The sequence below is a fragment of the Aeromicrobium piscarium genome (assembly GCF_007421815.1).
In the GTDB taxonomy this organism is placed as follows: domain Bacteria; phylum Actinomycetota; class Actinomycetes; order Propionibacteriales; family Nocardioidaceae; genus Aeromicrobium; species Aeromicrobium piscarium.
This window is the reverse complement of record NZ_VLNT01000003.1, coordinates 121,970-139,809: the sequence shown is the minus strand read 5'-3', so window position 1 is coordinate 139,809 and position 17,840 is coordinate 121,970. Positions and strand designations below refer to the sequence as shown.

Annotated in this window: 13 protein-coding genes; 4 read left to right on the top strand and 9 right to left on the bottom strand. The window is 67.8% G+C overall.

Features of this window, described 5'->3' with window-relative positions:
- Positions 1 to 14: 14 nt before the first annotated feature.
- Positions 15 to 1,943, bottom strand: a complete 1,929-nt coding sequence (locus FNM00_RS05655) for a LuxR C-terminal-related transcriptional regulator (protein WP_143912297.1) — start codon at positions 1,941 to 1,943, stop codon at positions 15 to 17.
- Entirely contained in the window at positions 1,940 to 3,112 is a 1,173-nt protein-coding gene (locus FNM00_RS05650) for an Hsp70 family protein (RefSeq protein ID WP_185972996.1), read from the bottom strand. The genes FNM00_RS05655 and FNM00_RS05650 overlap by 4 nt, the downstream gene beginning before the upstream one ends.
- Positions 3,113 to 3,431: 319 nt before the next feature.
- Here FNM00_RS05650 and FNM00_RS18795 point away from each other — a divergent pair, with 319 nt between their 5' ends.
- The 3 genes from FNM00_RS18795 (at position 3,432) to FNM00_RS05640 (ending at position 9,146) form a co-directional block, all read left to right on the top strand.
- Positions 3,432 to 5,708: an IniB N-terminal domain-containing protein gene (locus FNM00_RS18795; protein WP_185972995.1), complete on the top strand. Its 2,277-nt coding sequence runs from the start codon at positions 3,432 to 3,434 to the stop codon at positions 5,706 to 5,708.
- A 97-nt stretch (positions 5,709 to 5,805) separates the two neighbouring features.
- Complete coding sequence (locus FNM00_RS05645; RefSeq protein WP_185972994.1) at positions 5,806 to 7,650, top strand: dynamin family protein; 1,845 nt, start codon at positions 5,806 to 5,808, stop codon at positions 7,648 to 7,650.
- The gene (locus FNM00_RS05640; protein ID WP_143912292.1) at positions 7,647 to 9,146 is read left to right on the top strand and encodes a dynamin family protein; all 1,500 of its coding nucleotides are present in this window, start codon (positions 7,647 to 7,649) and stop codon (positions 9,144 to 9,146) included. Before FNM00_RS05645 ends, FNM00_RS05640 begins: the two co-directional genes overlap by 4 nt.
- On the opposite strand, the gene FNM00_RS05635 is transcribed toward FNM00_RS05640, so the two are convergent.
- A complete protein-coding gene (locus FNM00_RS05635; protein WP_143912290.1) occupies positions 9,133 to 9,801 on the bottom strand; it encodes a hypothetical protein in 669 nt (222 codons plus the stop codon). The genes FNM00_RS05640 and FNM00_RS05635 overlap by 14 nt on opposite strands.
- The gene (locus FNM00_RS05630; protein WP_143912288.1) at positions 9,798 to 10,571 is read right to left on the bottom strand and encodes a DsbA family protein; all 774 of its coding nucleotides are present in this window, start codon (positions 10,569 to 10,571) and stop codon (positions 9,798 to 9,800) included. Before FNM00_RS05630 ends, FNM00_RS05635 begins: the two co-directional genes overlap by 4 nt.
- A gap of 184 nt (positions 10,572 to 10,755) precedes the next feature.
- On the opposite strand from FNM00_RS05630, the gene helR reads away from it, so the two are divergent.
- On the top strand, positions 10,756 to 12,915 hold the full coding sequence (gene helR, locus FNM00_RS05625; RefSeq protein ID WP_143912286.1) for an RNA polymerase recycling motor ATPase HelR: 2,160 nt from the start codon (positions 10,756 to 10,758) through the stop codon (positions 12,913 to 12,915).
- A 134-nt stretch (positions 12,916 to 13,049) separates the two neighbouring features.
- On the opposite strand, the gene FNM00_RS05620 is transcribed toward helR, so the two are convergent.
- The 5 genes from FNM00_RS05620 to FNM00_RS05600 are packed head-to-tail and all read right to left on the bottom strand — an operon-like array spanning position 13,050 to position 17,700.
- Entirely contained in the window at positions 13,050 to 15,413 is a 2,364-nt protein-coding gene (locus tag FNM00_RS05620; RefSeq protein ID WP_143912285.1) for an ATP-binding cassette domain-containing protein, read from the bottom strand.
- Positions 15,414 to 15,417: 4 nt separating this feature from the next.
- Complete coding sequence (locus FNM00_RS05615; RefSeq protein WP_143912283.1) at positions 15,418 to 15,828, bottom strand: VOC family protein; 411 nt, start codon at positions 15,826 to 15,828, stop codon at positions 15,418 to 15,420.
- A gap of 5 nt (positions 15,829 to 15,833) precedes the next feature.
- Entirely contained in the window at positions 15,834 to 16,280 is a 447-nt protein-coding gene (locus FNM00_RS05610) for a helix-turn-helix transcriptional regulator (RefSeq protein WP_143912281.1), read from the bottom strand.
- Positions 16,281 to 16,307: 27 nt separating this feature from the next.
- Positions 16,308 to 17,093, bottom strand: a complete 786-nt coding sequence (locus tag FNM00_RS05605; RefSeq protein WP_143912280.1) for an alpha/beta fold hydrolase — start codon at positions 17,091 to 17,093, stop codon at positions 16,308 to 16,310.
- A gap of 25 nt (positions 17,094 to 17,118) precedes the next feature.
- Positions 17,119 to 17,700, bottom strand: a complete 582-nt coding sequence (locus FNM00_RS05600; protein WP_185972993.1) for a DinB family protein — start codon at positions 17,698 to 17,700, stop codon at positions 17,119 to 17,121.
- Positions 17,701 to 17,840: the final 140 nt, after the last annotated feature.

The window sequence follows — 17,840 nt, the reverse complement described above, 5'->3', positions numbered from 1 at the left end:
TCCCCTCCCCTGGCTCACTGATCCGTCGCGGTCACGATGTCGTGCAGCATCTCCAGGAGCTCGCCGCGGCTGGTGGCGCCGAGCCGGTTGCGGATCCGCGCCACATGGTGCTCGACCGTCTTCGGCGAGATGAACAACTGCTCGCCGATCGCTCGATAGCCCTGGCCGTCGAGCACCAGCCGACCGACCTCGAGTTCCCGGGCAGTGAGCGTCGAGGACCGCAGCGGCACTGGCTGGGTCTGCTGGTGGCTCTTGCTGACTTCGCGGGCCAGCTGCATCATCGCGAGGGTCCCCTCGCGGTCTGGATGCTGCAGCGCCGCCTGACCCGCGAGCCGCGACGCGTCCCAGACGTGGCCGGTGGCGGCGAGCTCGCGCACGCTGACCTCCACCGCGGCGAGATCGGCCTCCCGACGTAGGACATCCAGCCAGGTGCGACCGGCCCGCGCCAGCGTCGCGGCATAGGAGCTGCGCGAGGCGGCTGTGGCGAGCGCATTGGCGTGGGGCATGAGCGCTGCCGGATCCTCACTCTGGAAGGCCGCCTGCACACCGCACCAGTGCAGTGGCGCGGCCCACGACGGCGGGTGTCCGAGTCCCTCGAGTACCGAGAGTGCCTGCTCGACCATCGGAGCCACCCGCTCAGCATCGTGCAACCGCGCCGCCACCACCATCATCTCCCCCAGCGGGAGGAGGTCGTACAGGCTCAGGCTGACGCCCAGCGTGCGATCGCGGAACTCGCGCCACGCGGCGCGCGTCTCGTGCGCATCGCTGCGGCGCCGAGCGAGGCCGGCGCGCAGCCCCCAGTAGAACAACAGGTCCCGGTCCCCCAGCTCCTCGGGCGAACCGAGCGACTCGACGCGTTGATCTGCGGCGTGTAGCCGACCTTGCACCATGAGCGACCAGGCGGAGACCAGCAGATGGCGACGACGCCCCGCCTCACCCCCGAGACCCGCGCGCAGCGCGCGGTCGAGCAGCACTTCCGCCGTGGCGGGCTCTCCGCGGCTGATCGCGAAGAGCGCGCCGACGGCGGCCGGAGTGTCGGGTAGCACGAGCTCAGCGCCGAAAGGCCCCAAGGCCGACAGCGAACGTGCCAGTCGATCGAGGGAGACCGAACCCGGTTCCTCGACGCTGCGCAGGAGTCCGTCGGCGAAGTCGAGCAGGCCGGACGACTGACTCGTCAGTGCGTCATCGCCCATCGCCGCGCGCCACACGCGGGCGGCCTCCAGATCGCCCCGCCCGAGCGCGGACATCACCGCCCAGGCGGCGTCCTGTCCGAGCTCGTCCCCACCGACATGCCGGTAAAGTGCCCCAGCGCGCTCGAGTCGCGCGCTCTGCACATGGGCACCGGCCGCCAAGACGGCGGCTCGCTTGCGCGTCGCAGCCGAACCCGCGGTGACCAGAGCCTCGGTGAGACGTAACACGAGTTCCGTCCGGCCCCGGATGGACGCATCGGTGGCACGCAGTAGCTGCACCCCATCGTCCTCAAGCCCGGTCGATCGGGCCACCGCGTTCAGGATCGCGGTGACCGAAGCGCCATCGGGATGCTCGTTGACGACGCGGACCAGATGCCCGAGCAGCTTCGGGTCCCGGCACCCGGACTCGGCCAGGGCGATCAACGTCGCCGGACGCGCACTCGCGGCATCCACATCGGCGAGCACCAGATCGTGGATCTCGCGGACCTCGCCGGGAAGTGCCTCGGCGACCAGCCGCGCCGCCGCGGACGTGCGGAGGACGCCCTCCTGCACATGGATCGTGCCGTTGGCGATCATCGCGTCGAGGTCGTCGCGGACGGCGCGTTCCGGACGGCCGACCCTGCGCGCGAGCTCGGCGGCGTTCGCGGGACAGCTGAGCGCGACGTGCAGCTGCAGCGTGCGCCGCGCGGTTGTCGCGTCGTCGGGCAGGTCGGGCATCGAGACCTCGAGCTCTTGAAGGGCGCCGGCGCTCATGACGTCAGCTGCCGATGTCCGCGGGCAGGCGCGGGGCCGGAGACCGGTGTGAACTCCTCGACCAGGCGTTCGGGAGCCGCGTCATCGAGCGAACCGGGAGGTAGTGCCAGCGCGACCCTTCCTGGCGGTGCGTCGATCTGCGGGGTCTCCTCCCGACGCCGGCGGCCGTCGACCCGCGTCGTCTTCGAGCGACGCGAGCTGCCGCGGAACCAGGAGCCGACCCTCCTCCCCCGGCCTGCCGGAACCTCCTCGGGGAGAAGCCGTCGCGCACCCCGCGCGACGACCAGCCGCGGCTCCTGCGCGACCAGTACCTCGACGGCCAGCTCGGCCGAGAGATATTGGCTGACCATCGGCATGGCGGCGAGTCCTCCCACGAGGAGGAGGGCGTCGACCGGCCGCCCGTACTGGTCGAGGGCGGAGGCCACCATACGGGTCACCGAGGCCATCCAGGGGGCAGCGAGTTCCTCGAGCTCACTGCGCACCAATCGGAGGTGGTGATCGGCTCCCGGCAGCTCCGGATGCAGCGACTCCACCGTGCTCACCGAGAGGGCTTCACGTAGCTCGCGACAGTGGCGCAACGCCTCGCGGGCAGCGGCGATGGTCGCCACATCCTCACCGTCGATCATGTCGCCCAGATCGGTGAGACCGTCGACCAGATGGTGCAGGACAGCGACATCGAGCCGGTCCCCGCCTTCGTCGAGGACGAACGCGGGGGCCACCCGCGCGGCGGGCCGTTCCTGGCAATGCTCCACGATCGCGACGCTGCTGGACGCCGCCCGGACGCTGACGACGGCCACCGTCTCGGGCATACGGTGCCCCGCCGCCTGGTGCTCGGCGACAGCCGCCTCGGCCTCATTGACCAGCACCGCCTCGAGCGACTGCGCCAGTAGAGCCGAGCGGACCTGGTCCATCACGCGTGGACTCCACCAGGCCGGAGTGGCCAGTGCGACGGTCGATCCGCGATGACGCGGCGGGATCGACCGGGCGACGATCGTCGCGTAGATCTCTCGGGCGGGCCGCAACGAACATCCGTTCTCATCGACACGGACATCGGGGAGGTCCCCGGCGACGCGGGCGAGAAGATCCGCGGGGGTGTCGGGGACTCTGTGGAGGAACGTGCTGCCGTCGCTGTGGGTGACATCCGTGGCACCTACGTCGATTCCGATCATGTCGACACTTCCCGAGTCGCTAGGGGTGATCTGGTCGTCGGATACCCCCGTGATCCGAGCATGAATCGGCCCTCCCGAGGGCCGTCCGAGTGCGAGTCTAATCCAGCGATCGGGTCCTCCATAGGGGTTCACCACCCAGTTGTCGAGGCCCGATCCCCTCATCCATCCCCTAATCCACCTCCGCTGAACAGGTGACGGCGCGCAGGGCCCGCGGTCGAAAAGAGGGGGGTCGTCCCCGTTGGGCGGGATCGACGCGTCGACATAGCGTCACAGTGGCTCGGTCGATTTCGCGGCGGGCTTGTGATTCAGAGGAGTTCTCATGGAAGTGACCGCCAGTAATCTGCTGAGCTTTATTCTCGATCTGCTGGGCGACTCGTCCAAGGCCGAGGCGTTCGCGGAAGACTCGTCAGGTGCCCTGGCCGCGGCCGGGCTCGGCGATATCTCGTGCGCGGATGTCGACGCGCTGACACCGTTGATCGCCAACTCGGTTCCCGGCGCGGTGGCCATCGCCGCCGTCGGTGGTGGCGGCGGAACACCCGGCGAGATGATCAACTACCTGGTCAAGAACATCGCCATCGGCAGCTACGGTGGCACGCACTTCGGCCAGAACATCTGGGCTGAGGGCGATGTGCGCCAGGCCTTCGCCAGCGACGGCGGTCTCGCCGTCGGAGGCGAGTTCGCCCCCAACGATCCGGTGGTCGTCGGCCACGGCAACACCGTGGCGTCCGATGACGCGCAGGCCGCCGGGCGCGACATGATCCAGAACGGTGACGGCAAGCTGACCCTCGGTGGGGACCAGATCAACAACGAGGCGGAGAACACCGGCAACACGATCGGCGGGAACCAGAACAACGCTGAGAACACCGGTAACGACAACTCGACCACCGTCGGCGGCAATCAGAACCAGGCCGAGAACTCCGGTAACGACAACTCGACGACCGTCGGCGGGAACCAGAACCAGGCCGAGAACTCCGGTAACGACAACTCCGATCATTCGGTGAACGACTCGGGCAATACGACGATCACCGACAACTCGGACAACTCCGACAACTCGGTGGGCGGTGACTACTGGGAGGACGGCTCGAATGTCGGAGGCATCGGCAACGACAACTCCGACAACTCGATCAACGACTCCGGGAACATCACCGACTCGGGTAACACCACGATCACCGACAACTCCGACAACTCGGTGAACGACTCGGGCAACATCACCGATTCCGGGAACACCACCGTCGAGGACAACTCGGTCGGCGGCGACTACTGGGAGGACGGCTCGAATGTCGGCGGCATCGGCAACGACAACTCCGATAACTCCGACAACTCGATCAACGTCGGCGACGTCGATCTGTCCGATAACTCGGTCACCGACTCCGGGAACACCACGATCACCGACTCCGGGAACACCACCGTCGAGGACAACTCGGTCGGCGGCGACTACTGGGAGGACGGCTCGAATGTCGGCGGCATCGGCAACGACAACTCGATCAACGTCGGCGACGTCGATCTGTCCGACAACTCGGTCAACGATTCGGGCAACACCACCGACTCGGGCAACACCACGATCACCGACTCCGGGAACACGACCACAGACGACAACTCGATCAACGTCGGCGACGTGTCGGTCGATCTGTCGGACAACTCGGTGAACGACTCCGGGAATACCACCGTCGAGGACAACTCGGTCGGCGGCGACTACTGGGAGAACGGCTCGAATACCGGAGGCATTGGCAACACGACGGTCGACGACAACTCGATCAACGTCGGCGACGTGTCGGTGGACCTGTCGGACAACTCGGTGAACGACTCCGGGAACACCACGATCACCGACTCCGGCAACACGACCACGGACGACAACTCGATCAACGTCGGCGACGTCGATCTGTCGGACAACTCGATCAACGATTCGGGCAACATCACCGACTCCGGCAACACCACCACGGATGACAACTCGATCAACGTCGGCGACGTGTCGGTGGACCTGTCCGAGGACAACTCGGTCGGCGGCGACTACTGGGAGAACGGCTCGAACGCCGGAGGCATTGGCAACACCGACAGCCGCAACTCCGGCAACACCACCGACTCGGGCAACACGGTGGCCATCACCGATTCACTCAATAACGACAATTCGATCAGCGTGGGAACGCTCGCGGTGGATCTGTCGGACAACTCGGTGAATGATTCGGGCAATACCACCGACTCGGGTAACACCACGATCACCGACTCGGGCAACGCCACGATCACCGACTCCGGCAACACCACGACCACCGACGAGTCGACCACGATCGGTGATGTCAATGCCGACTTCTCCGAGGACAACTCGGTCAACGTGGGCGACGTCGGCGTGGACCTGTCTCAGGACAACTCGGTCGGTGGCGACTTCTACCAGGACGGTGGCGGCAGCTCCTACGGCGGCGACTACTACGAGCAGGGTGCCGTCAACTCCTACGGTGGCGACTTCTACCAGGACGGTGGCGGCAGCTCCTACGGCGGCGACTACTACGAGCAGGGCTCGGGCAACACGTACGCGCCGACGGACACCACGATCGACACGACCGTCAACGATTACACCTACGACTACGACTACAACGCGGGCTGACCCCGGACGGTCTCCGGCCGCTGCGAGCCTGGCGGTTCGCAGCGGTCGGAGGTCTGGATCCGGTGTCATCCCATCCCCGCGCCTCAGAGGAGCCCACGTGTCAGCGTCTCCCGTACCCCACGATTCCCCCTCGCTCGACGAGATCGTCGAGCGGCTGAGCACCTTCGCGACCTCGCACGGCCGGCCCGAGCTCACCACGCGACTCGACGAGGCGCGCACGCTCGTGAACGACACCGCCGTCCAGGTGGTGGTCGTCGGTCAGTTCAAACAGGGCAAGAGCGCCCTGGTGAATGCTCTCATCGATGCGCCCGTCTGCCCGGTCGACGATGTCGTGGCCACTGCGGTGCCGACCTCCGTGAGCTGGGGTGAGCAGCCGAGCGCACTGCTGGTCACGGAGTTCGAGGAGGAGCAGACCTCGATCCGCACTCCGATCGACCCACGGCAGCTGCGCCGCCATGTCACCGAACTGGCCGGCGAGACGGGATTCGCGGGCTCGCTGCACGCCGAGGTCCGGCTGCCCCGCTCCTTCCTGGCCGACGGATTGGTCCTGGTGGACACGCCCGGAGTCGGGCGGGCCCAAGCCCAGATCTCCACGAACCTCACCCTGCTCCCGCAGGCCGATGCCGCCATCATGCTCTCGGACGCGACACAGGAATTCACCCAACCGGAGATGAGCTTCCTGAGACAGGCTGTGGCCCTGTGCCCGCGCATCACCTGCGTCGTCAGCAAGATCGATCTGCAGCATCAGTGGCGGACGATCCTCGATGCTGACCGCGAGCACCTCGCCGCGGCCGAGATCGAGGTGCCGTTGCTCGCTACATCCGCGCTGTTGCACGATCTGGCGGGCCGCGAACATGACGAGGAGCTTGCGCGGGAGGCGCAGGTCGCCGCACTCGGCACCCATCTGCACGATGTCGTCCGCGCGGATGTCCTGGCGGAGCGTCGACGTGCCGCAGCCACCGATATCACCGGCGTCGGGGAGCATCTCATGATGGTGCTGCAAGCGGAGCTGCGCGCCCTGGGGGCCGCCTCCGGTGCGGTCGAGGTGGTGCGCGAGCTCGAGGACGCCCGCGATGTCGCCGACCAGCTCACCCGTCGTTCGGCGCGCTGGCAGCAGACGCTGTCCGACGGTGCTGCCGAGCTCGTCTCGGATATCGAGTTCGACCTGCGCGACCGCTTGCGTGCGGTCGGACGCGAGGCGGAGCAGTTGATCGAGGACTGCGATCCCGGCGAGGTGTGGGACGACGTCGGCCTCTGGCTCGCGGAGTCGGTCACGCAGGCGGTCTCGGACAACTTCGTCTGGGCCCATCAACGCAGCGAGCATCTGGCCGAGGTGGTGGCCCGCCATTTCTCCCTCGACGGCCGAGCCGCGCTGCCCGATCTGACGCTGGACGGTGCCGAGCAGGCGCTGCGAGCGATCGGCGGGTTGGAGTTCGTGCGTTCCGGCCGGCTCTCGCTGGGCCAGAAGGTGATGGTCGGCATGAAGGGGTCCTACGGCGGCATCCTCATGTTCGGGCTGATGACCAGCCTCGCCGGGATGGCTCTGGTCAACCCGCTCTCGGTGGCCGCCGGTCTGATGATGGGCGGATTCGCCTACCGGCAGGATGCCAATCAACGGCTCGAGCAGCGGCGCAACGAGGCGAAGGTGGCGGTACGGCGACTGATCGATGAGTCGATCTTCCAGGTCGGCAAGGAGTCGCGGGACCGCATGGGTCGCATCAAGCGGGTGCTACGCGACCACTTCTCGGAGATCGCCGAGGATCTGAAGCGTTCACTCGCCGAGTCCGTGCGGGCGGCGAAGGACGGGGCCGCGCTGCCCACCGACGAGCGGTCTCGCCGGGCCCTCGTCCTCAGCCGCGAACTGCGGGAGATCCGCGAGTTGTGCCGCCAGGCCGGCGCCGGCACGGCCCCGGCCCTGACGCAGGAGTTGACATCAGCATGAGAGGTCCCCTGGACTCGGCACGAGCGGTGGTGGCGGCCGCGCGGCGGCTGTATGCCTTCGATCCCACGGCGATCGCTGAACTCGATGAGCTCGATCGGCGACTCGACGGTCCCCTGCGCATCGCCCTCGTCGGCTCGGTCAAGGCGGGCAAGTCGACATTGCTCAACGGCCTGCTGGGCGAGCGGATCGCCCCGACGGACGCCCGCGAGTGCACCCGTATCGTGACCCGCTATCACTACGGGGCCACGCCGTCGGTGCGCGGTCTGCTCACCGACGGCACCCCGGCACTCTTGCCCGCACAGCGCCAGCCCGGCCGTCTCGAGCTGGCACTGCAGGGGCTCTCCCCCGACGAGTTCGAACGCCTCGATGTCAGCTGGCCGGCCCCCGGTATCCAGGGGGTGACCTTCATCGACACCCCTGGGACGATCTCGGTGACCGAGGACGTGTCGAGCCAGACCGACCGCTTCCTCTTGCCCGAGCACGGGGCGACCGGGGCGGATGCGGTGGTCTATCTCCTGCGGTCATTGCACGACTCAGATGTGCGCTATCTGCAGACCCTGCACGATCGCACCCGTCATGGCAACGCGGCGATCGGCGCCATCGCGGTGCTCTCTCGCGCCGACGAGCTCGGCGCCGGGCGACTGACCGCCATGGTCTCGGTCAACGAGGCCGTGGAGCGGCTCCGTGATCATCCCGCACTGCACGGTGTGTGCGAGACCATCGTGCCGGTCGCCGGCCTCCTCGGCACCGGTGCGATGACCCTGCGCCAGTCCGATTTCAGTGTCTTCCGCAGCCTGGCCACCCGTCATCCCGACGAGACCCGTCAGCTGATGATCAGCGCCGAGCGGTTCCTGGCGACCCCCGACGACGAGCTCCCCAGCGAGCGGGTGCGGGCCGATCTGGTCGACCGCTTCGGCATGTACGGGATCCGGCTCGCCTTGGCAGCCGTACGCGGCGGTGTCGATGACGCGGGCGAGCTGGCCGAGGAACTGCTCCGCCGCAGCGGCCTGGAGGAGCTCCGTCGGGTCATCGACGTGCATTTCGTGCAACGTCAGTCCGAGTTGAAGGCCCACTCCATCGTGCTCGCGGTGCATCGCTTCGTGCGTTCACGTCCGGTGCCCGGCTCCGATGAGATCGTGGTGATGGCCGATGAACACATGGCGGGTGCGCACACCTTCGCGGAGACCCGCCTGCTGGGGCGGATCGCCGCGCGGCGGCTGCACCTGTCGGCGGACCTCGCCGATGAGCTGGAACGGCTCGTCGGCGGTCACGGTGGCAGCCCGGAGTGTCGGCTCGGGGTCGACGGCCAGGAGCTGTCAGCCCAGGAGCTGCTCGACCTCGCGATCCATCATCTGCAGCGGTGGCGGGAGCTGACGGTCAATCCGCTGGTGGATCACGAGACCTACCGGGCCGCGAAGACCGCCGAGCGTAGCTGCGAGACCATCATCGTCACGCTGATGGGGCGTGAGCACCGGGCCTCGGTCACCTTCGGTTGAGATCCTCCGGGTCATCCTCGGTCACCTGCGCGTCAGGGGGCGAGGCGACCGGATGCTCCGGGGCCGTCTCGTCCCGGCGGATCAGCGGAGCCGGATCTCGTCGATCGGGCTGACGCCACCAGGCCGAGACCGCCGGTGTGCACACGAGCACGACCGCGACCACGAGGCAGAGGACGGCGACGGCGCTCGCCGCGAGATCGCCACGGCCGAGCGCGCGGATTGACGTGCTGAGCACGGCGAGCGGCAGGTAGAGCACCACGGATATCACGAACAGCACCCGCGCCGAACCGGACCGGCGTCGGGCCACCGACCGGATGGTCACCGCCTGCATCAGGGTCAGCAGGAAGCCGAGCCCGGCGACCACCCCGATCAGCACCCGCACGGCGCGCCGGATCTCCCCGTCGGTGTAGTCGGCCTCGAGATCGGTGGGTAGCGCCTCGGTGACGGTGTCGCGAACGTCGCCGAACTGCCAGGCGGCCAGCGCTGTGAGCGCCAGGAAGATCACGACCGCCGTGAGCACCAGCCAGACCGCGACCGTGACGCGACGGGGACGCTCGATCGGCGGCTGAGGGGTGAAATTGCTGGCGAAGGAGGGGCGTTTCGGGGCGCCCGATCGATCGACATCCCAGGAGGGTCCGGGGTTCGGCTGGTTCACTGGGCCGCCTCGATCGCGAACTGGAGCTCCTCGGGGCCGGGGATGGACTCGGTGCCGTTGTCGCTGCGCACCACGTTCATGCCGCCGATCCGGACTGTCGGCGTGGTGGTGACATCCGCGGCGCGGCCCTTCTCGAGGGCGCGCTCGACCCAGGGCGTGAAGGTACGGTCGGCGACGCAGTCGGTGACGTCCCCGGCGCCGGCCTGGGTGGCGAAGGCGATCAGCTGGTCGTCGCTGAGCCCCGCTCCGCCCTCGGCAGGCTGGTTCTGCAGCAGCAGGTCGTGCATCGCGGCATAGGCGGCGACTCCGGCATCATCGGCGACGCACACGGCGGCGTTCGCGGCACGCTGGGCGTACTCGTCGGTCGAGGCCTCCAGCAGGAAGGTGAAGGGGTGGTACGTGATGCTGACGGTCCCGTTCGCGACCTGCTCGGCGAGGAAGGGACCCGACTCGTCGTGGAAGGCCTTGCAAGAGGGGCAGAGGAAGTCCTCGAAGATCTGCACGTCGACGGGGGTCGTCCCCACGGCCTCGCTACCGGCGAGCTCGGGAGTGAGCGTGAACCCGTAGTCATCGGTCGCGTTCTCGGGGACGGCGATACCGGTGTCCTCCTCGCTGGCACGCAGCTGGCGCCATCCGAGGAGGGCAAGGGCCACGACGACGATCACCACGATCAAGACGGTGGCCACGGAGCGCCGACGGCGAGCCTTCCGCTGATGGTTCTGACGGATCTTGTCCGCCAGCGCCCGGCGTTGGGCGTTGCCGTCACTCATGACGCTCCTCACTCGATGGTCGTGCGTAGACAGTATGCCGCTCTCAGGGGGCAGATGGAGTGAGGCATGGCGGAGGACATAGCCCTGCCATCTCCAAGATATATCGCGCACGGGGGCTTGCCGCAAGCCCCCGTCGAGGGTCCAGAATCCTCATCTGATGCGATCTCCCCACACTCCTGAATCCATGTCCCCGTCCCCTGACTCGTCCCCTGTCTTCGCGCTGCCGGACAGCCGTATGGCGAAGGCGCAGACCGCGCTCATCCACGCCGACGAGCTGCGCTTCGCCGAGCTCGCCACCGTCATCGCGGAACGGCTCCGCGAGCTCACATCACGGCGCGACGCGGCGCTCCGAGCCCCTGCCGGCCCGGGCCAGGCCGCGCTCGACCGCGATCAGGAGGTGCGTCGTCTCGACGCGGAGATGCGCCGGCTGCGCCGCTTCGCCCCCGAGATGTGCCTCGGCCGGATGGTGCCCGCGGATGCTCCCGATGCCCCCGTCTACATCGGAAGGATGGGCCTCACCGCTCCGGACGGTCGCCGTCTGCTGATCGACTGGCGTTCGCCCGCAGCCGAGCCCTTCTTCGCTGCCACCCCGAGGCGGCCGATGGGTCTGGCGAGCCGTCGGCGCTACCGCTGGAGCGACGGCCGGGTCGTCGACTACTGGGACGAGGTCCTCGCCGGCGACGGATCCGAGGATCTCGCCCCAGACGAGGACTCGGCGCTCCTCGCGGCTCTCGTGCGGAGCCGCTCGTCGCGGATGCAGGAGGTTCTCACCACGATCCAAGCGGACCAGGACGCGATCATCCGTGCTTCCTCGGCGGGCGCACTGGTGGTCGACGGAGGCCCTGGGACCGGTAAGACCGTGGTCGCTCTGCACCGGGCCGCCTATCTGCTCTATGCCGATCCCCGGCTCGGGGAGGGGCGCGGCGGGGTGCTGGTGATCGGTCCGCACCGGCCCTACCTGGCCTACATCGGTGATGTCCTTCCGAGTCTGGGCGAGGACGGAGTCTCGACCTGCACCGTCGGGGACCTGGTGCCGGGCCTACCGGACGTGCCGGCGGAGGCGGACGAGGAGGTGGCGCGGCTCAAGGCACGGGTGGCCATGGTCGAGGCGATAGAGCCGGCCGTCCAGCTCTACGAGGAACCGCCCACGGAGTCCCTGGTGGTGGAGACCCCCTGGGCTGATCTGCTGCTGCGACCCGCCGACTGGGCCGAGGCCTTCGCCTCGGCTGATCCTCAACGGCCGCACAATGACGCGCGCGACGAGGTCTGGGAGGCGGTACTCGCGATCCTCGTCGACGGTCGCCCCGAGATGGAGGTGTCCGTCGAGGAACTGGTGCGGGTGCTGCGGCGAGACGCCGGACTCGCTGAAGCCTTCGACCGGGCCTGGCCGTTGATCGATCCCTACGATCTCGTCGGCGATCTCTGGGAGGTGCCGGCGTATCTGCGCCGGTGCGCGCCGTGGCTCACCGCCGACGAGGTTCGATCGCTCCAGCGGGCCGAACCGCGGGCCTGGACTGCCTCGGACCGTCCGCTGCTGGATGCGGCACGTCGGCGGCTGGGCGACCCACATGCCGCGCGGCGTCGTCGCCGCCATGGCGCCGCCCTCGCCGCCGAACGTGAGGAACGTACGCGGGTGATCGACGATCTCATCGCGGCCGACGACTCCGAGATGCTGGTGATGTCGATGTTGCGTGGTGACGACCTTCGATCAGTGCTCGACGATGAGGCACCGTTGGAGGACCAGCGTGAGCCCCTCGACGGGCCGTTCGCGCACCTCATCGTGGACGAGGCCCAGGAGCTCAGCGATGCCGAATGGCAGATGGTGCTCAGCCGGTGTCCGTCCCGGAGCGTCACCATCGTGGGCGACCGGGCCCAGTCGAGACGGGGCTTCACCGAGTCGTGGGAGGAACGACTGCGGCGCGTGGGCATCGAGACGATCGAGCAGGCCTCCCTCACGGTCAACTACCGCACACCGGCCGAGGTCATGGAGGAGGCTGCTCCCGTCATCCGCCGGGTGTTGCCGGACGCCAATGTGCCGATATCGGTGCGGTCGAGCGGCCTTCCCGTCCTTCACGGACATCCTGACGATCTCGAGCACCTCCTCGATGACTGGCTCGCAGCCCACGCGGAGGGGACGGCCTGCGTCATCGGGGGCACCGCGGTGGATCTTCGTGACCCGTCACGAGTGCGACACCTCTCCCCCACGCTCGCCAAGGGGCTCGAGTTCGACCTGGTCGTCCTGCTCGATCCCGATTCCTTCGGCGACGGCATCGAGGGCGCCGTCGACCGCTATGTCGCCATGACCCGCGCGACACAGCGGCTGGTCATCCTCCACTCGCGGTGAGCTGACGAAGGATGTGATTCCGTGGTAGCCATCGCGACCGCCGAATCGCATCCTTCGTCCGGCGTGGACGGAGCATGTGACTCGGCGGTACTCATTGCGACCGCGGAATCACATCTTCCGTCGTCATACACCCGCTAGCCGACGTACTCGGCGAGATGCTGCCCGGTGAGCGTCGACGCCTCCGCGACCAGCTCGGCCGGCGTGCCCTCGAAGACGATGAGTCCGCCGTCATGCCCCGCGCCGGGACCGAGGTCGATGATCCAGTCCGCATGGGCCATGACGGCCTGATGGTGCTCGATGACGACGACGGACTTGCCCGTGTCGACGAGGCGATCCAGCAGCCCGAGCAGCTGCTCGACATCGGCGAGGTGCAGGCCGGTGGTCGGCTCGTCGAGGACGTAGACATCGGCCTTCTCGCCCATCTGCGCGGCGAGTTTGAGCCGCTGACGCTCACCACCGGACAGCGTCGTCAACGGCTGGCCGAGCTTGATGTAGCCGAGGCCGACGTCGGCGAGCCGGACGAGGATCTTGTGGGCCGCCGGAATCCTGCCATCGCCCGCTCCGAAGAACTCCTCGGCCTGGCCGACCGACATCGCAAGCACCTCGCTGATGTCCTTGCCACCGAAGGTGTACTCCAGCACCTCGGCCTGGAACCGCTTGCCATCGCAGACCTCGCACGGCACGGCCACGCCCGCCATCATCGCCAGATCCGTGTAGACCACGCCGGCGCCCTTGCAGTGCGGGCAGGCACCGTCGGAGTTGGCGCTGAACAGTCCGGGCTTCACCCCGTTCGCCTTGGCGAAGGCCTTGCGAATCGGGTCGAGCAGGTCGGTGTAGGTCGCGGGATTGCTGCGTCGCGAGCCCTTGATCGCGCCCTGGTCGATGACCACGACTCCCTCTCGCCCGGCAATCGATCCATGCACGAGCGAGCTCTTGCCCGAACCCGCCACCCCGGTGACGGCGCAGAGGACACCGAGCGGAATGTCGACATCGACCTCTCGCAGATTGTGGCTATCGGCGCCGCGGACCTCCAGGGTCCCGTTCGCGGCCCGCACCTGCGGCTTCAGCGTGGCCCGGTCATCGAGGTGCCGACCCGTGAGCGTGTCGCTGGAGCGCAGGCCCTCGACGGTCCCCTCGTAGACCAGCTGGCCGCCCTCAGTGCCCGCTCGGGGCCCGAGGTCGACCACGTGATCGCCGATCGCGATCGTCTCGGGCTTGTGCTCGACGACGAGCACCGTGTTGCCTTTGTCGCGCAGTTGCAGGAGCAGCTGGTTCATTCGGGCGATGTCGTGCGGATGCAACCCGATCGTCGGTTCATCGAACACGTAGGTGACATCGGTGAGCGAGGACCCCAGGTGGCGGATCATCTTGGTTCGTTGAGCCTCACCCCCGGACAGGGTGCCCGACGGCCGGTCCAGGCTGAGATAGCCCAGACCGATCTCCACGAAGGAGTCGAGAGTCTCCCGCAGGGCCTCCAGCAGCGGCCCCGCCGAAGGCTCGTCGAGTTCGGCGACCCAGTCCGCCAGGTCGCTGATCTGCATCGCGCACAGCTCCGCGATGTTCCGGCCACGGATTCGCGAGGACCGGGCCAGCTCGCTCAGCCGAGTGCCATGACATTCGGGACAGTCCGTGAAGGTGATCGCCCGGTCGACGAAGGCCCTGATGTGCGGCTGCATCGCCTCGCGGTCCTTGGACAGGAAGGACTTCTGGATCTGCGGGATCAGTCCCATGTACGTGAGATTGATGCCTTCGATCTTGACCTTGGTGGCCTCCTTGTACAGGAGATCATCGAGCTCGGTGTCGGTGAAGGCAGAGATCGGCTTGTCCGGGTCGAAGAAGCCGCAGCCGCGGTAGATGCGTCCGTTCCAGCCGTCCATGCTGTACCCCGGCACGGTGACAGCACCCTCGTTGAGGGACTTGTCGGCATCGAACAGCGCCGACAGATCGAAGTCGCTGACCCGGCCCGTCCCCTCGCAATGCGGGCACATGCCGCCGGTGATGCTGAAATCGCGGCGTTCCTTGACCGTCTTGCCGCCCCGCTCGAAGTTGACGGCGCCCGCGCCGCTGATCGACGCGACGTTGAAGGAGAACGCCTGCGGGGAGCCGATCTGCGGCTCCCCGAGCCGGCTGAACAGGATGCGCAGCATCGCGTTGACATCGGTGACGGTGCCGACCGTCGAGCGGATATTGGCTCCCATGCGCTCCTGGTCGACGATGATCGCCGTCGTCAGACCCTCGAGCACGTCGACATCGGGGCGGGCGAGGGTCGGCATGAAGCCCTGCACGAAGGCGCTGTAGGTCTCGTTGATGAGACGCTGCGACTCCGCGGCGATAGTGCCGAACACGAGCGAGCTCTTGCCGGATCCCGAGACGCCGGTGAAGACGGTGAGACGTCGCTTCGGCAGTTCGACGTCGACATCTCGCAGGTTGTTCTCCCTGGCCCCGCGCACGCGGATGACGTCGTGGCTGTCGGCGGCGGGGGCAGGGGGCGTGGTCATCGATTCACTCTCGTTCCTGGATGCGGATCATATTGCCGGCGGGGTCGCGGACGGCGCAGTCGCGTACACCGTAGTCCTGGTCGATGGGCTCCTGAACGATATCGGCATCGTGCCGTTGCAGGCGCTCGAAGACCTCGTCGAGGTCGCTCGTCGCCAGGACGAGCGAGGAGAAGGTGCCCTTGGCCATCATCTCGCGGACGACGGTCAGCTCCTCAGGCGTGATACCCGGGTCGGCGGCGGGTGGGAACAGCACGATCGAGGTGTCGGGTTGATCCGGCGGCCCGACCGTGATCCAGCGCATGCCGTCGTACCCGACGTCGTTGCGGACTTCGAAGTCGAGGACATCGCGGAAGAACGCCATCGAGGTCTCGGCGTCCTCGTGAGGCAGGAAGGTGACGTGGATTCTCAGGTTCATGAGGCTCACAGTAAAGCCGCGGGCCCGGTGGACGCTTCTCGATTCCTGATCGGTCGGGTGACGCGTTTGGTAACGAGGGAGGGCACGCCGGGGAGTCCGGTGCCCGAGCGTCGCTGGTAGACACTCGGCGGCTCGCCGACGAGCTCGCTGAACCGGGTGCTGAACGTACCGAGCGAGGAACAGCCGACCGCGAAACAGACCTCCGTGACGCTGAGATCGCCCCGCCGCAACAGCGTCATCGCCCTCTCGATCCGCCGCGTCATGAGATAGCTGTAGGGGCTCTCGCCGTAGGCCAGCCGGAACTGCCGGCTCAGATGGCCCGTCGACATGTGCACGTCGCGGGCCAGGGAGGGGACGTCCAGGGGCTGGGCGTAATCGCGATCGATGCGGTCGCGCACACGCCGCAGCAGCGTGAGATCGCGCAGCCGCTGTTCGACGGCATCATCGGCCATGGCTGTATCGTGCCACGGCTCGGGAGCTCAGTCGTTGCCGAGGAAGGCGCGCAGGATCGCGATGAACGACTCGGGCTGCTCGGAGTGCACCCAGTGGCCGGCGTCCTTGACCGTGACCTGCGTGGTGCGGGGAAAGAGCTCGCGCATCCGGTCGGCGTGCTCGGGCCGAATGTAGTCCGACTTCTCCCCTGCCACCCAGAGCGTCGGCCCTTCGAAGACGGCATCGATCTCGGGGAAGTCTCCGATCCGATCTAGATCTCGGCGGAGTACGGACAGGTTGGCCTGCCAGGCGAAACCGCCGTCGTGAGGTCGAAGATTCTGCAGGAGGAATCCTCGGACCCGCTCGTCGCCGATGCGTCCCGCGAGGGCGGTATCGGCATCCGACCGCCGTTCGACGGAGTCGAGATCGAGCGCTGCCAGGCTGCCGAGGAGATGCTCGAACTCGTCAGCCCCTTCGCTCACCGCCGGTGCGATGTCGACGATGACCAGCCGGTCGATGAGGTCCGGGTGGCGAAGGGCGGTCATCATGGCCACCTTCCCGCCCATCGAGTGGCCGACGAGGTGGACGCGCCGATCGGGGAAGACCTCGCCGATCGTCTCCGCGACCGTATCGGCCATCGTCACGTAGTCGACGCGCTCGGTCCACGACGAGCGGCCGTGGTCGGGCAGGTCGACGAGCAGCGACCGGAACTCCGGTTCGAGCCCTTTGGCGATCTGGGTGAAGTTGCGTCCTTGTCCGAACAGCCCGTGCAGGAAGACCACGGGGGTTCCGGCGTCGCCGATGAGGCGGGTGTACAGCGTCGGCTCGGTCACGGACCCAGCCTAGTGACGACCTCGATCAGGCGAAGTGCTCGGCCTCCGCGCTGATCTTGTCGACGTAGGCGCGCCACCAGGTCGTGTCGCGACCGTCGCCGGACGACTCGGCTGTCGCACCGTCGAGCTGCTCGCGCAGGATGTCGAGCTGGCCCGCGTGCTGGGCCGTCTCCGCGATCACGTGGACCGCGAGAAGGCCGAGGGTGGTGTCCCGGGCATCCGGTCGCCACCACGGGACGGTCACTGGCGTGTCCAGTGGCAGCTCCCGCATGGAGGCGAGAGAAGCCACCTCGACCTGGTCGTACAGCGAGATCACCGACTCGCTGGACATGTCCCGCTCGACCCAGAGATCGGCGTTATCGGTCATGCTCTCCTCGTCGTCCCACGTGATGACCTCGGCGGCAGGGCTCGTGCGTCCCGGCAAGGTCACCAGATACCCGTGCTCGACCGTCGCCAGGTGCTTGACCACTCCGAGCAGATTGGTGCCGGTGGGCGTCAACGGACGCCTCAGGTCGTACTCGCTCACGCCGTCGATCGTCCGGTGCACCGAGCGATGGGCCCTGCGCAGGTAGTGCTCCAGCACGTCTTTCCAGCTCGTCTCGTCCATAGCCCTCACGGTAGTCGTGACCTCTGACGTAAGCGTGGTCTCGATACGCTGCTCGTCCCTCCCCCGCAAGCGGGAGGTACCCCCAGCGGCTACTCGACCACCGAAGGTCGGGATCGGTGGTTGAGTAGCGACCGCGAGCT

Bases quoted from the DNA above. Each gene is read 5' to 3' on its own strand.
- FNM00_RS05655 (WP_143912297.1), bottom strand. From the start codon at position 1,943: ATGAGCGCCGGCGCCCTTCAAGAGCTCGAGGTCTCGATGCCCGACCTG.
- FNM00_RS05650 (WP_185972996.1), bottom strand. From the start codon at position 3,112: ATGATCGGAATCGACGTAGGTGCCACGGATGTCACCCACAGCGACGGC.
- FNM00_RS18795 (WP_185972995.1), top strand. From the start codon at position 3,432: ATGGAAGTGACCGCCAGTAATCTGCTGAGCTTTATTCTCGATCTGCTG.
- FNM00_RS05640 (WP_143912292.1), top strand. From the start codon at position 7,647: ATGAGAGGTCCCCTGGACTCGGCACGAGCGGTGGTGGCGGCCGCGCGG.
- FNM00_RS05630 (WP_143912288.1), bottom strand. From the start codon at position 10,571: ATGAGTGACGGCAACGCCCAACGCCGGGCGCTGGCGGACAAGATCCGT.
- helR (WP_143912286.1), top strand. From the start codon at position 10,756: ATGTCCCCGTCCCCTGACTCGTCCCCTGTCTTCGCGCTGCCGGACAGC.
- FNM00_RS05620 (WP_143912285.1), bottom strand. From the start codon at position 15,413: ATGACCACGCCCCCTGCCCCCGCCGCCGACAGCCACGACGTCATCCGC.
- FNM00_RS05615 (WP_143912283.1), bottom strand. From the start codon at position 15,828: ATGAACCTGAGAATCCACGTCACCTTCCTGCCTCACGAGGACGCCGAG.
- FNM00_RS05610 (WP_143912281.1), bottom strand. From the start codon at position 16,280: ATGGCCGATGATGCCGTCGAACAGCGGCTGCGCGATCTCACGCTGCTG.
- FNM00_RS05600 (WP_185972993.1), bottom strand. From the start codon at position 17,700: ATGGACGAGACGAGCTGGAAAGACGTGCTGGAGCACTACCTGCGCAGG.